General features: G+C 61.4%; 13 protein-coding genes and 1 pseudogene. 9 read left to right on the top strand and 5 right to left on the bottom strand.

The genetic code is table 11. The features are described 5' to 3' along the window. Position 1: 1 nt before the first annotated feature. The 3 genes from ACCQ12_RS20270 to ACCQ12_RS20260 all read left to right on the top strand — a co-directional run bounded on the left by ACCQ12_RS20270 (position 2) and on the right by ACCQ12_RS20260 (position 3539). Positions 2–601, top strand: coding sequence for a hypothetical protein (locus ACCQ12_RS20270; RefSeq protein ID WP_372382583.1), 600 nt, complete (start codon positions 2–4; stop codon positions 599–601). A 551-nt stretch (positions 602–1152) separates the two neighbouring features. Further along, positions 1153–1968, top strand: coding sequence for an XVIPCD domain-containing protein (locus tag ACCQ12_RS20265; RefSeq protein WP_372383670.1), 816 nt, complete (start codon positions 1153–1155; stop codon positions 1966–1968). Between the two features lie 356 nt (positions 1969–2324). Next, positions 2325–3539, top strand: coding sequence for an IS4 family transposase (locus ACCQ12_RS20260; RefSeq protein WP_166778488.1), 1215 nt, complete (start codon positions 2325–2327; stop codon positions 3537–3539). A gap of 34 nt (positions 3540–3573) precedes the next feature. Here the strand turns inward: ACCQ12_RS20260 and ACCQ12_RS20255 are convergent, their stop codons facing one another. The 3 genes and pseudogenes from ACCQ12_RS20255 to ACCQ12_RS20245 form a co-directional block, all read right to left on the bottom strand. Continuing rightward, positions 3574–4290: a zinc ribbon domain-containing protein gene (locus tag ACCQ12_RS20255; protein ID WP_179456122.1), complete on the bottom strand. Its 717-nt coding sequence runs from the start codon at positions 4288–4290 to the stop codon at positions 3574–3576. A 459-nt stretch (positions 4291–4749) separates the two neighbouring features. Next, positions 4750–5585: pseudogene (locus ACCQ12_RS20250) on the bottom strand (restriction endonuclease). A gap of 240 nt (positions 5586–5825) precedes the next feature. Next, positions 5826–7220, bottom strand: a complete 1395-nt coding sequence (locus tag ACCQ12_RS20245) for an alpha/beta fold hydrolase (RefSeq protein WP_372382582.1) — start codon at positions 7218–7220, stop codon at positions 5826–5828. 197 nt (positions 7221–7417) lie between these two features. Here ACCQ12_RS20245 and ACCQ12_RS20240 point away from each other — a divergent pair, with 197 nt between their 5' ends. The 4 genes from ACCQ12_RS20240 to ACCQ12_RS20225 all read left to right on the top strand — a co-directional run bounded on the left by ACCQ12_RS20240 (position 7418) and on the right by ACCQ12_RS20225 (position 9965). Next, positions 7418–8296: an RluA family pseudouridine synthase gene (locus ACCQ12_RS20240; protein ID WP_372383669.1), complete on the top strand. Its 879-nt coding sequence runs from the start codon at positions 7418–7420 to the stop codon at positions 8294–8296. A gap of 126 nt (positions 8297–8422) precedes the next feature. Continuing rightward, a complete protein-coding gene (locus tag ACCQ12_RS20235) occupies positions 8423–8701 on the top strand; it encodes a hypothetical protein (protein WP_372382581.1) in 279 nt (92 codons plus the stop codon). A 172-nt stretch (positions 8702–8873) separates the two neighbouring features. Continuing rightward, positions 8874–9437 carry a TetR/AcrR family transcriptional regulator gene (locus tag ACCQ12_RS20230; protein ID WP_372382580.1) on the top strand — a complete coding sequence of 188 codons (564 nt, stop codon included), beginning with the start codon at positions 8874–8876 and terminating at the stop codon, positions 9435–9437. A gap of 48 nt (positions 9438–9485) precedes the next feature. Continuing rightward, positions 9486–9965: a nuclear transport factor 2 family protein gene (locus ACCQ12_RS20225; protein ID WP_372382579.1), complete on the top strand. Its 480-nt coding sequence runs from the start codon at positions 9486–9488 to the stop codon at positions 9963–9965. A gap of 62 nt (positions 9966–10027) precedes the next feature. On the opposite strand, the gene ACCQ12_RS20220 is transcribed toward ACCQ12_RS20225, so the two are convergent. After that, positions 10028–10483 (bottom strand): hypothetical protein, encoded by a 456-nt coding sequence (locus ACCQ12_RS20220; protein WP_372382578.1) that lies wholly within the window; start codon positions 10481–10483, stop codon positions 10028–10030. Between the two features lie 301 nt (positions 10484–10784). On the opposite strand from ACCQ12_RS20220, the gene ACCQ12_RS20215 reads away from it, so the two are divergent. Next, positions 10785–11186, top strand: coding sequence for a hypothetical protein (locus ACCQ12_RS20215; RefSeq protein WP_372382577.1), 402 nt, complete (start codon positions 10785–10787; stop codon positions 11184–11186). Positions 11187–11258: 72 nt separating this feature from the next. Next, positions 11259–11690 (top strand): energy transducer TonB, encoded by a 432-nt coding sequence (locus ACCQ12_RS20210; protein ID WP_372382576.1) that lies wholly within the window; start codon positions 11259–11261, stop codon positions 11688–11690. Positions 11691–11868: 178 nt separating this feature from the next. Here the strand turns inward: ACCQ12_RS20210 and ACCQ12_RS20205 are convergent, their stop codons facing one another. Beyond that, the gene (locus ACCQ12_RS20205) at positions 11869–13482 is read right to left on the bottom strand and encodes an alpha/beta hydrolase (RefSeq protein WP_372382575.1); all 1614 of its coding nucleotides are present in this window, start codon (positions 13480–13482) and stop codon (positions 11869–11871) included. Between the last annotated feature and the right edge of the window lie 157 nt (positions 13483–13639).

The raw sequence follows: 13639 nt of genomic DNA, 5'->3' as shown, positions 1-13639 counted from the left end.
GATGAGCCTTTCAGACGCCACCGCCCTGACTAAAGGAAGAATGATGCGCATGGGCCTGCCTCGATTGAATCCATATATCGCTTTTGCTGGAATGCTTTGTATCTCTACGGCGGGATGCACTTCGCCTGCACAGGCAATTACATCGCAGCGCGAGCATCCGAGCCAGCACAACGAGCAGGAGTCAGTCGCTTGTCCCTCCAGGGATTTCACTACATTTCTTCAACGCTATGCCGATGTTGCGAACGACGACGTACGTCGCCGTTTTACAGATGATCCGCTGGAGTATGAGGTTCCGACTCACACCGTTGAAGACGAAACTCCGTCATCGCCAATCACGCATATCTCCAAGCGAACCGGCCCATCTCGCCTTGAATTATTTTCTTACCGGTACTTCAAGGATGCAAAAATATTCGATCAAATCGCCACAGGAAGAAGCAAGCCTGAGCCAATGAGTAAGGTCGGCTCTCAGGTCTCCGTAGAGCTGACTGCCAATGAAGGACGCACGGTAAATTTTGGTATGGAATACGAAGTAGACACTTATGTATTCGAGAAGCGTCAAGGTTGTTGGCACCTAACGCGGGCGATTGATCTCAGGGACTGACAAGGAGTTGGGATATGGCAAGTCAGGATGCTAAGCAGCGGATACCCTATCGCGTCATTCAACTTGAATGGGATGCTGAGAAGGGAGAACACAACGAGGCTGTCGGAAGCTTCGACGAGTTGGTGACGCACCACCCCAAAAGCAATAGCGATGCTCATCTGGTCAAAGGCAATGTGGTTGGCGGTCAAGCAGGTCGCATGCTGGGAGTGGTTGGTGGTGAAATCCAAGAGATCGAGGTCTCCAGGCCAGGGAGGGACTATGGCCTTCGTCCTGATCAGGTCTTGCTGAAGAAGGATTTCATGCTTGAGGATTCCAGGCTGCCTTCTGGGCCTGCTTCAAGGTCGCTCGACGTTCCATCGCCTGTTGCCGGCGTTGTTGGTACGGTTAATCCGTCAAAGGGTTTGGTAGATGTCCTGGATCGGGAAGGCGGCGACGTCATCCTCCGTGTCCGGCATATGTCGCCACTCCATGTAAAAACTGGTGATCAGGTCGAGTATGGCCAGGCGCTAGGCGTACAGGGTAAGCAGGCAACAGGAGCAATCCACGTGCATATGGAGGTCGACAGCCGCTACTACCAACACTACGAGAATTACGTAGGCGATCTGGTCAGCGGTCGGCTGTCGATCGATGCAGAACGGCGGGATCGCGGAATTGAACCCAGGCCGTTCGTGGATGACGGAACAATTCGCATCGGTGAATCGTCGGAGATGGTTCGGAAGGTGCAGCAAACATTGAATGCTGAAGGGTATCGCGGCGCAGACAATCAGCCACTGCAGGAGGATGGTGTCTACCGCCTCTCGATGCAGGCAGCAGTGATCAACTACCAGCAGGCGCACGGCCTCTCTCAAACGGGAGACATCGACCCTGCGACACTGCAGCAGATTGCTCCACGTACCTTCCCGCCCGAGCTGAATCAGGAAGATCACAATGCTGCGCCAACCTACCGAAACATTCAGGGCGCCGTGCCCTCGCAAGACCCGCTGCATCGTCAGGCCGAAGAGGCCGTGCGCCGTCTGGAGCAGAGCCTTGGCCGCGACTATGACGACAACAGTGCAAGGCTGGCGGCGAGTAGCGCCCACTTGGCCAAGGCGAACGGACTAACGCAGATCGACCATGTCGTGTTGAGTAATCAAACAGCGTCCGTCGGACGGGGCGAAAACGTGTTCGTGGTCCAGGGCGCATTGGACAACCCCGCTCATCTGATGGCGCACATGAAAACGAGCGACGCGATCGCACAGCCTGTCGATCAGTCTCTTGCGCAGCTGCAGGTGCTGAGCGAAACGCAGCGTCAGCAACAAGCCCAACAACAAAGCCAGCAGCAGGATCATCAACAGCAGCTGAGTGCGCCCCAACATCGAATGGTTTGAGCCGCTGGAATTTTGTCTGGCAGTTTGATTCAGCGACCGGCCAATCTCTCGCTCCCCATCTTGGCACACCGGTTACAGCAACGCAGCGGCCAGTGCGGTTTCCACCGACTCATCATCGCGCGCTTCTAACTCCCGCTTGGATAAAGATGGCGGGTGGCAGACGTGTGGGCAGTCAAATTTCCATCGAAATGGCTGTCCGAATATGGGGGCAGCTCTGTCAACAGGAACTCGATCTGACCCTGAGGTTTCCCCACATTTCTTCCTGCGAGATCAGGTACTTGGTACGCCGGGACGTGGAAGAAGGTGCGCGCATGGGGCACGCTTCAAGGTGACTAAGCCAGAGAAGAGTGCCGACCATGCGCGCCAGCGAAGTATTGCAGAAGTGCCTGTCCGACTCACTATCAGGCATGCATGCATCACGGCAGCGCGCCTTGCTCGGTGCGGTTGAAGCGCTGTTGCACGGAGGTCGGCTGACCCTGATCGACATTGCACGCTCATGGCCCGGCGCGACGCGGGTACGTGCGCCCCTCAAGGTATGCGACCGTCTGCTGTGCAATCGCACGTTGCAGGTCGAGCGATCGGTGATCGAGCGGGACATGGCGCATTGGCTACTGCGCGGCGAGCAGCCGGTGATCGTCATCGATTGGAGCGATTTGAAGCCGGACAAGTCGTGGTGCCTGCTGCGTGCAGCCGTGCCAATCGGTGGACGCACGCTCACCTTGCTGGACATGGTGGTTGCTGGGAAACAGCAGGGATCGCCCGGCGCGGAGAAACGCTTCCTGCAGCAGCTCAGGGGACTGATTCCAGACGATGTGCGTCCGATCCTGGTCACTGACGCCGGATTCCGCACGCCATGGTTTCGCGCGGTGTCGGCGATGGGCTGGGATTGGGTCGGGCGCCTGCGCGGACGCACGCAGGTCAAACCGCACGACGTGCCCGATGATGCGTTGCAATGGATCGATAGCCGTCGCCTGCATGCGCTGGCGTCCAACCGTGCACGCGAATTGCCACCGATGCAAGCCAATCGCAGCGATCCACTCGATTGCCGCCTGGTGCTCTATGCCAAGAAACCGCAGGGACGTCGGCAACGCAATCGACGCTCACCCGCCAAGGTCTCGCGTGCATCATCCAGCTTGAAAGCAGCAGCGCGTGAGCGCGAGCCGTGGTTGATCGTTGCCTCCCCACAGTTGCAAGCACCCAGCGCGAAACAGTTGGTCAATCTGTACGCACGAAGGATGCAGATCGAGCTGGCATTTCGCGATCTGAAATCGCATCGCTACGGTCAGGCGATGGAAGACAGCCTGACCCGTCGCGGCGAGCGGTTGCAGATCCTGTTGTTGCTCAATACGCTGGCCACCTTCGCCAGTTGGTTGGCAGGACTGGGATGCGAAGCCACCGGTATCGCCCAGTGGCTATCGCCACGCAGCAGCACACGCAAGCTCTACTCGACACTACGCATCGGCCGCGAGGCGCTGGTCAGGCGCTGGCCGATGGAACCTGTCTCATGCTGGCTAGAACGCTTGCGCACACTGCCCGACGCAGTGCGCGAGCAGATGACGTTGGTGCTTTAAAAACGTGGGGATACCTAAGGATCTGACCCGTTATCTACAAATCCACAGTCCAAGTCTCGTCGTACCCGTCCGTGTAGATTATTTTCTTAAATCCGAAGGCTCTAGCCTGATCGTCCATTTCCATTTCGTTTTGAAACTTGTATACAAGCGGTTGTGACATCAATACGTACCTGAGCCGTAGCTGATCCTTCTTAGCTCCACTTGCGGTGATCTTAACGTCCATGCCATTCTTTACAAATATCTCCTCAGCGGTTGATGCATAGAGCGAGCGTCGCTGCTGGGAAACTTTTGCAGTGAGCGAGTCGGCACGACTAACCAGACTCTTTTCCTCTTTGATTCTAGAGTGTTTGTACAACTCCTTGACAGCTGCTAGCTCGATTAGATCAGCAGTTGCTTGTTTAACCTGATCCATAGTTCCGTAATACTTCTTAAGCCTATCAGCGTTTTCTTTGAGACGGGACTCAATTGAATCAACGGTAGTTCTGGATTGATCCAACAGTGCAGCAGGATCAGCTTTGGCCGGTGTGGGAGAGGCTGACTGCGCTGCATTGCTTATAGGAGTTGTTGTCAGCGGTGTGGAAGGGCTATCGGAGCAGCCACGTAGGATTGCGGAGAAAAACATGAGCCCAATAAAAGCTGCAATGACAATCGCACACCCGGAAGTCTTCTTTGGCTTTGCACCGCATTTCGGGCAAGCCACGGCCGTTGTGCTGATTTTTGCTTCGCACTCCTTACAAGTTCTCATTGACATTCGATATTCCCTCACATGCTTTAATTAAGCCGTGTTGCCTGGCAATTTTGGCTTGGATGAATTGTTAGCCAATTTCTATGTCGAGGGATCGACATCCTTTTTCATCAGGTTACTTGCGATAGCATAGAAAAAAATTGCTCCAGGAATAGTGCCACTTATAGCGGAGCCCATACCCGCAACGCCAAAAAAAGAGCCCGCAATTGCGCCGACTAAAGCCCACGAATAACAGGCTCTCTTGCGACGCCATGACCATGAATTGGTCTCCTTGTATCGAGAATTTGCCAGATACCAAAGAATCCCGATAACGCAGATGACGAAGGAGGTAAACATGACATCCCATTTGCTGACGTTTGATTTAAGCAGCTGGCCATAGGCCAGTCCGCTTGAAGGAAGGGTTTAGGCCTCACTTGTATGCATGCGACCTCGTAGTGTCATTTTGAGAAAAAGAGGCGGTTTCATTTATACAGTTCCTCTGCACTTTGGAAACTGGCTGCAGCCTATGAAGTGTTCGCTGGTGCGTCGATTCCTTCTCTGTACGAGCGTGCTACCGCAGCGCGGGCAATTTGGGGTGGCGATGGTTGCGGAGACAGTGGACTCAGTCGAAGCAAAGACAGGCTCGATATGTACTGCTGGTGGCATCGGCGGGGCTGTCGCTTGTTGTTGCACTGCTCGTATCATCGCCAGCAACTGTTGGCCGCTAATCAGTTCAATCGGCTTACTTTGGGCGAAGCGCTTGGCGTCTTTCGTGTAAGTGCCAACGCAGGCGATCTTGACCGCATGGGCTTGGTGATGCGCGAGCAGTCCGTACATCTCCCGCACGATGCTGACGCCGACTTGTTGGCGCTTCCACTGCTTGCATTGCACCAGCGTGCGGCGGCCGTCCTGCGCAGGATCAGGTCGATGCCGCCGTCGGCGCCGCCCAGGCCGGTTTCTTCGACGCTGTAACCCTGGCGGCGAAATGCTTCGCCCACCAATCGTTCGAATTGGCGCCAGCCGCCGGCGGCCAGGCTCTCCAGGCTTGTGCGTGTTTCCAGAAAGCGTCGCCGGCTGCGTGTGCCCAGATAGGAAAACAGCGCGGCAAGCCAGCAGACGCCGAGCAGCGTCCACGCCAATGGCGCGAGCATCCCGCTCGCTTGCTGGGCCAAGCCCTGCGATAGCATTCCGCCCTGGTGAGAAAACCACCAGCCGATGCCGTAGCGCACTACCAGATACGCAGCGATTCCCATGACGAAGCCAACCGGCCACGGCAATGCGGCCAACACTTCGAATCCACCCTGTTTCTTTCTGCGTCCCATGCAAGAACCCCGTTCCAGCTTCGACCATAGCCGCTGAAACAGGGTTTGTCAGTATGCCAGCCACGCTACTGCGATCTGGTTTCCATCAAATACAAGCAATGATGCTCTGCGATGTAACGGGCCTGCATCCAGCCCAGAAGCTTGAGTCCGCTTGAAAGGGTTCAACTTGGCTTGTCGAGGTGGTCGAAGCGCCAAGCGATGTGGAATAAGGGCCAACGTGAGTGTCGTATCTGCCACCCTTCATTGTTTTCCCGGCTCACTGCAAGACGCAGCAACGTTCCGTTGCTCCACAAAGTCAGCAACCGCACTCACAAAACACGCAGGCGCCGCAAAAGCCAGCAAATGCGCGCCACGCTCGACGGTGCTGAAGGTCACCGGGCCTGCCGCTTGCAGCAATGCGGCATGTGCCTGCGCGCCGGCATACGGGGTGTTGGGATCCAGCGTGCCGTGGATGATCAGCGTGCGTGGCAGGGTGGTGGGGCTGCGGCCGAACCAGGCGTCGCGTGGGTAGGTGGGCAGGCCGGCGTCTACCAGCAGGCCTGGGATGGGGCTAACGAACAACGCATCCTTGGCTTCGGCTGCCACTGTTTCGCGGGTGAGGGTTGGGCGTGCATTGTTTTCGGATGCGGCGATCAGCATGACCAGCGGCAATGCGGGCTGGTTGTCGCCGCTTTGCCCCATTGCGGCGAGTGCGGTCTGTAGATCGGCGATGGAGGCGGTGAGTAACGTGGCATCGTCGCGGGCCAGGCCATCGATGATGGCGGGAATGCGGTCGCGCAGGGTGGGGAAGTTGAGCAACATCCCCAGCAAGCGCTTGAGATCTTTGCCGGGAATATGTGCACGCCATGCGGCGCTGTCGCTGCGATCGAGCACGCTGCGATAGGTGGCGATGTGTGCGTCATCCAGCAGCGCGCGCCCAACGGCGTCGACCACGGCAGTCCGGTGGCTCAAGTCCCATTGCGCGGCCGTTTCCGGCGGCACCAGGCCATCCAGCACCAACCCATCCAACGGCACCGGCGCCACTTGCAGGGTGCGCAGCGCCAGCTGCGTGCCGTAGGACACGCCGTACAGCAGCACTTCGCCCTTGCGTCGCTGTTGGCGGATGAGCAGTGCAAGATCCTGCGCAGCTTCGGTGATGGTGAAGGCCTTGGTGCGTTGCGCATCTGCGTACAGTGCGCCGATGCACGGGCCCCATTCGGTGCCGGCCAGACCAACCCCGTCTGCGCTGTGCGGTGCCTCTTGCTCAGGGCACAGGCGAGTCGAACGCCCGGTGCCACGATGGTCGGGGATGATCAAGTCATAGCCGGGAAATGCCCGCCGGTAGGTGCTGATCATCGGGTACAGCGAGGCGCCGGCTTCGCCCGGCCCGCCCGCGATCAGCCAAACTTCGCCGCGGCGCTTGCTCTGGTCTGCTGCCGGCAAACGGCGGACGAACAGGTTGATGGTGCCGGCGTCCGGTGCTTCATGCCGCAGCGGCACCTGGGCGAGCAGGCATTCGCTACCGGCCAACGATGCCTGCGCCGCCGCGTCGGCACACGCGGTGAATGACGGCGGGGGCGCCTGCGCTGCGGTGGCAAACGGCGCAAGCAGCGCAGCAAGGCAGGCAAGGGCCGCATAGATCGCAGGACGACGCATCGAGTTCCATCTCTTGGCAAAGAGTCGCAGCATTGCCCAACGCGGCGTCAAGCGTATCGCCCGAAAGTCACTCTTGCCCGCTCAACCGCTTGCGTCCGCTATGCCACACGAACGGAGCAGGCAAACGCGGGCAGGGTACGATGCCAGCCCTGTTCGTATGAGCGCGCCTTGTTGTGGCCATGCTTCCAGCACGCCCGATGCTCGATGGCATCCCCGCCAGCCAGTTCCAGTTGCCGCCCGGCCCCTGGTCCACGGTGTTGGAAGCGCTGTGCGCGTGCTTTGCGGGTGTGGATGCCGCCACCTGGCAGGACCGCTTCGCGCGCGGGCGCGTGCTGGATGCCGAAGGCCGCGCGCTCGATGCCTCTGCACCGTATCGCCTGGGCGCCGAGATTTTGTACTTCCGCGAGGTGGTGGATGAGCCGGTCATTCCGTTTGCCGAGACCGTGGTGCATGCGGATGCGCACATGGTGGTGGCGTGCAAGCCGCATTTTCTGCCGGTGGTGCCCGCGGGCGCCTATGTGCGCGAGACATTGCTGACACGGTTGGTGCGCCGCTTCGATAGTCCAGCATTGGTGCCGCTGCACCGCATCGACCGCGATACCGCCGGGCTGGTGCTGTTTTCCGCCAATCCCGCCACGCGCGGCATCTACCAGGCGCTATTTCGCGAACGGCGCATCCGCAAGCACTATCTGGCGGTGGCACCGCCGCTGCCAGGGCTGAGGTTTCCGTATGTGCATCGCAGCCGGCTGGAGCCGGGCGAGCCGTTCTTCCGCATGCGCGAGTGCGAGGGCGAACCGAACAGCGAGACGGTGATCGATGTGATCGCGCGCGGCGAGCACGCATGGACATATCGGCTGGAGCCGGTCACCGGGCGTAAGCACCAGTTGCGTGTGCATATGGCCGCACTGGGCGCGCCGATTCTGCACGACCGTTTCTATCCCGAGCTGGAAGACCAGCGGCCGGATGATCCTGAGCGGCCACTGCAGCTGTTTGCGCACACGTTGGCGTTTGATGATCCGATCACCGGTGAGCCGAGATATTTCACTGCAACCGTCGGACCGATTCAGTCGGTGTAAAACGATAGCACTACGACGGCGTACATCGTTGAAACCCTTACGCATTATCTGATTTTCAGATATCCGAAATAATGCGCTAGCGTGAGCTCACGGACATCCCGTCCGCACACGTCGAGCGCGAGTGCCATGACGACTTCGAAAACCCGCAGGATGACTACGCTGCGGACGCAGCAAGAACACTTCAGCTTCGGCGTCACCATCGAGCAGATCGACCGGTTCCACACGCTGTTACGCACGATCACCGCGCAAAGCGACATGGTGGCGGTGTGCAGTGGCCAGGCGCTGGATAACGGCAGCGTGTCGATTCTGGGCGAGAGCATCTTCAATGCCGCGCGTGCGCTGCGCGGCATCGTCGACGAGATCGATGCACAACCTCTGTGCGGCAAACACCAGCGCCTGCGGTAGACAAGGTGGCGATGGGCTGACTGCCGCTGCGCGTGCGGTCGCGTGTGGTTGCCACGCAGCCACCGCCATGCGCACATGGAAGACGGGCCGGAGCTCGATCCAGTGCCCTGCGCCATATTGACAGCGGAGAATGATCGTTCTACTTTACTGAGAACGATCATTCTCAGTCCACATGAAGCCCTCGCTACCCGAACCTGAACCCCACGCCGTGTTGCTCGATGCCACCGAGCGCCTGATCTACGCCGGCGGTATTCATGCCACCGGCATGGAGGCGATCGTCAAGGCGTCCGGGGTGGCACGCAAGACGCTCTATCGCCTGTATCCAACCAAAGACGCCTTGGTGGAAGCCGCCTTGTTGCGCCGGGACGAGCGTTGGATGGCCTGGTTCGTGGCCGCCACCTCGCACAGCGACGATCCGGTGACGCGCTTGCTGGCGTGCTTCGACGCGTTGCACAGCTGGTTTGCCGATAACCGCTTCCATGGCTGCGCGTTTCTCAATGCGGCCGGTGAAATCGGCGACCCGAACCATGTGATCCGCAGGGCGGCACGCGTGCACAAGCAACGCTTGCACACGTATCTGCACGGCCTGGTGGTGGCCACCGGCCGGCCAGACCCGAATGCGCTGGCGCAGCAATTATTGGTGTTGATCGACGGCGCGATTGCCGTCGCGCTGGTCTTTGGCGGTACGGAGTCTGCAACCACCGCCCAACAGGCTGCCCGCAGGTTGCTTGGGTAGCGTCCTTTCCTTTCCTTTCCTGTTCTGCCTTCTGTGAGGAGTGTTGCCATGTCATCGCCTGCATCGTCCCGCCCGCCGCTGCCGCCCTTCACCCACGACAGCGCCTTGCTGAAAGTGCGGCTGGCCGAAGACGGCTGGAACAGCCGCGATGCGGGCAAGGTGGCCCAGGCCTATAGCGTTGACACGCGTTGGCGCAACCGCGCCGAGTTCGTCACCGGCCGCGACCAGGCGCAGGCATTCCTCGAGCGCAAATGGGCCAGGGAACTGGAATACCGGCTCATCAAGGAGCTGTGGGCGTTCAACGAAAACCGCATCGCGGTGCGCTACGCCTACGAATGGCGCGACGACTCCGGCAACTGGTTCCGCTCTTATGGCAACGAGAACTGGGAATACGATGCCGACGGCCTGATGCGCGCGCGCCACTCGTCCATCAACGACCTGCCCATCCAGGAATCCGAGCGCAAGTTCCACTGGCCGCTCGGGCGCAGGCCCGATGCACATCCGAGCCTGTCCGATCTGGGTCTCTAGGCACGCCAGCGACCGGCGGCGGCATGAGCGCGCGGACGATTCCATCGCGCTCGCTCACGGACTCAACGCACCTTGTACAACACCGCCGCACCCGGCCTGGGCTCGAACATCGGCACGGTTTGCTGTTTGAGCGCGGTGCCCTTGGCGTCCCACACCAGCGTCTCGACGGGGTACTGGTCCTTGCGGGTCATCGCGCCGATCTGTTGCACGATCACGGTCTTGGCGGCCGGCACGTCCGGGTTCCAGGCGAGCACGCCCAGGCGGCCGTAGAACACGGCCGGGGCGGCGGCGTCCAGGCGGCGGTCCGGGCACATGACCAGGCCGCGTTCCAGCATCACCCGCAGCGCGCCCACGGGCACGGTCTTGACGGTGGGGCTGGTGCGCTCGGTGCTGTGGCCGGGGCAGACATTGGCCGAGCGGGTGATCATGTCTTCGGCCACCTGCCGGTCGGATTGAGCCAGCGCCGGCAGCGCGGCGGTGGACAGGGCAAGTACGGCGAGCGCGGATTTCCAGGGCATCTGACAACTCCTCATGAGGTGACACTCCAATACTGCAGCCCGTTGACGTGCAGGCTGCTGCCAGTGACGCGCCCGGAGCCTAGCAACCCCCGCGTTAAACACGGCGAAGGCCGGCGCCGCCTGGCCGCGGGTGCATGCACGCCGCAACCAGACCGCCGCCGCCAGGGCATTAACGCCGCAGCGTCCAGCCGCTGCGTAACGCAACGGTTGCTGACGCTGAGATCGCGTGTCAGGAGACTCCCGATTGAGCCGCAGTGATGACACGGATAGCGTGCGCGCAATCACACCGCTGGATTGCCCCATGGAACGCGCCGACCTCATTGCATCACTGCTCACCGGCATGCGGCGCGCCGAAGACTTCCGTGCGCAGGCGTCCATCTACAGCACCGCGCATAGCCAGCAGATGGAGGTCGACCACGGCAAGGCTGCCGACGCTGAGCTGGTGCTGTCGCTGTTCGCCTTCACGCCGGAGCACATCAAGCTGCTGGGCAGCGCCGGCATCGAGGCCCTGGGCGAGATCGTCTGCCACGCCTGGGCCTTGAACGGCGGCAACAATGAGGCGTTGATCGGCTGGTTCCGCAAGCCCATGAACGCACTGGACGGGCAGACGCCGGCCGCCCTGGTGCGCAGCGGCCGCCTGCAGGTGCTGCTGCTGGTGCTCAGGCAGCAGCTGGAGTGGGAGCTGCCCAAGCGTTCGGCGTGATGTCACCGGCTTCGACAACGCGTCGCCGCCCGAGTGCTGCGACTTCGATACCCATAATCAGGATGATCCCAGTTGTCTAGAAAATCGTTGGCGGTCTATGCGGCGATGTTGATGATCGCCTCAAGCGGCCTTGCCAAAGCACAGGATGTGCAGCCATCAAATCAGGTCAATTCCCATGCACGTGCTCCCGTCGCACTGCGTACGCCTGTCCCTCGCTACCCCATACGTCTTCTTCTGACAGGAGTGGGTGGCGAAGCAAAGGTGCGATTCTGGGTGGAACAGGATGGGACCGTGACTAATCCGTCCCTTCATGAGAGCAGTGGGAGCGCTGAGCTGGACAAGGTAGCGACCGATGGCGTGCTTGTGTGGCGATATGCACCTGCATTGAACAACGAGGGCCTGCCTGTCAGAAGCCAAATGCAGGCAACGATCGGTTTCGATCCGACCAACGACCTCAGCCCGGAGCAGGTCGAGGCAAGCTTGAAGCGCTTGAAGTCGAAATAGCTGGATGCAGCAGAGGCTGGCATCGAACACTTGGGGCGTGCGCGCACCAGGGCAGTTCCGCCGGCCAGGCGATCTGCGGCATGCAACACCGCAGTGATCGCCAGACCTGTCACTCCGGCCGCACGTGGCGGGTACGGCCGGCACGCCAGTCAGCGTGCGGGTACGTGCAGCGACGCGCTTACCGCTTCGGCCGCGCCACCGCGTACATCTCCCAGGCGATCTTCTTCATCAGGGCGTTGCTGTCGTCGCCCTCCTTGTACAGGTCGAAGTGGGTGCGGCCTTCCAGGTAGCGGAAGTCGCTCTTGGCGCCCAGCCCGTCCAGCACCGCCTGGAACTTGCGCGCCGCGCCATCCAGGTAGAACGTGTCGGCGGTGCCGACGATCAGGTGGATCTTGCCGTCCAGATCCGGCTTGAGCGTGGGCCACTGCGCCGCCACCCGTGCGGCGATGTCGTAATGGTCGCGCCAGTACGCCACCACGGTGGGATCGACCTTGCCGGTGGTGCGGTCGAACATCGGCAGCGGGCGGCCGTCGGGCCCGCGTGGGGAGAACACCCAGTCGAACGAGGTGAACTGGCCGCCGTACTGGCCCAGCACCGCTTCGAGCCTGGCGAAGGTTTCCAGATCGGCCACCACCTTGCCCTGGTCGCGGATCAGCGGGAACTGGCTGCCGTCCGCGCGCCGGTAGACATTGGCGTTGGGCGCGTACAGATCCGGCCCGGTGAAGTCATGGAAATCGCTCGAATCGGGCGAGGTGGACCAGGTACCGCCGAACAGCTTGGGGTAGCGCGTCTGCAGCCACAGCGTGGCCCAGCCGCCGGACGAATGCCCGTTCAAGAACCGGCCCCGGGCCTTGCCGTCCATCTTGTACTGGCGTTCCAGCGCGGGGATCAGCTCTTCGGTCAGTGCGGTGCCCCAGGGACCGTTGTTGACCGAGTCGGCGAACTCGTGGGTACCGGTGGGCGTGGACTGGTCCAGGAACACCCAGATCATCGGCGGCATCTGCTTGGCGGCCATCGCCGCCCAGGTGGACGCGATGCTGCCGGCAAAGCGGTTGTAGTTGCCGCCGAAGCCATGGGTGACATACACGGTGGGATAGCGCGTTGCCGCCTTGGCGTCGTAGCCGGGCGGGGTGAGCACGCGCGCGCGCAGGGAAACCGGCCGGCCCCAGAACGCGCTCAGCGCGGGGCTGACCAGCGACGCATCGGCGCTATGCAGCTTGGCCTCGGGCACGGCATCGCGCACGGCCTGCGGCGCACGCGGCGAGACCTGCCACGGGTCGTCCGAGGCCGGCACCTGCGTGCTCAGCGTCAGCGCGGGCAGCGCGGCATTCTTGCCGCCCAGGGTGACCGGCGTGACGGCGCTCAGCAGGTCGCCGCCATCGCGGCCCATGTAGCCGTAGCTGTGGTTCGGATCCAGCACGGCCTGAAACAGATACTCGCCAGCCGGCAATGCCGAGAACCCGCTAGGGAAGGCGATGTTGTCCAGATCGATCTGCATGCTGCCGCCTGGCGCAAGGCCGGTCACCTCCTGCGCGGCCACCGCCGTGGCGCTAGGCCGGAACGGGTTGGTATCCACCGCCTCCACCTTGCCGTCCTGCTTGGCCTCGGCCTCGGCATCCTTGGCCAGCGTGGCGAACACCAGCAGCCGGCCGGAGGTGGGCTGGTCGGTGGCACCGCCCAGGGTGACACGCAGCAAGCGATGGGCCGGCGCCGGCGCGGCGGCCTGCACGGTGCAGGCGCACAGCAGGCCAACGGCCAGGCCCACACGCGGAGCAAGACGATGTAGGGACATGCAGATCCTTTGAAAGGCAGGTGGATGGAGTGGGCGCAGATGGCCCTGCGCAGACTGTAGCCAGTTCCGGTTGGTCGGGTGCTGCGAAGTGCGAGATCTGGTCTCCGTAGCCGAGCATATGTGCCGTTGGAACTGCGACGGGCAGCGCGTGGGCTCG

It is taken from the genome of Xanthomonas sp. NCPPB 1068 (assembly GCF_041479385.2).
Taxonomy (GTDB): Bacteria; Pseudomonadota; Gammaproteobacteria; order Xanthomonadales; family Xanthomonadaceae; genus Xanthomonas; species Xanthomonas cannabis.
Note: the sequence above shows the minus strand (reverse complement) of the source record. Positions and strands in the feature narration are given on the sequence as shown.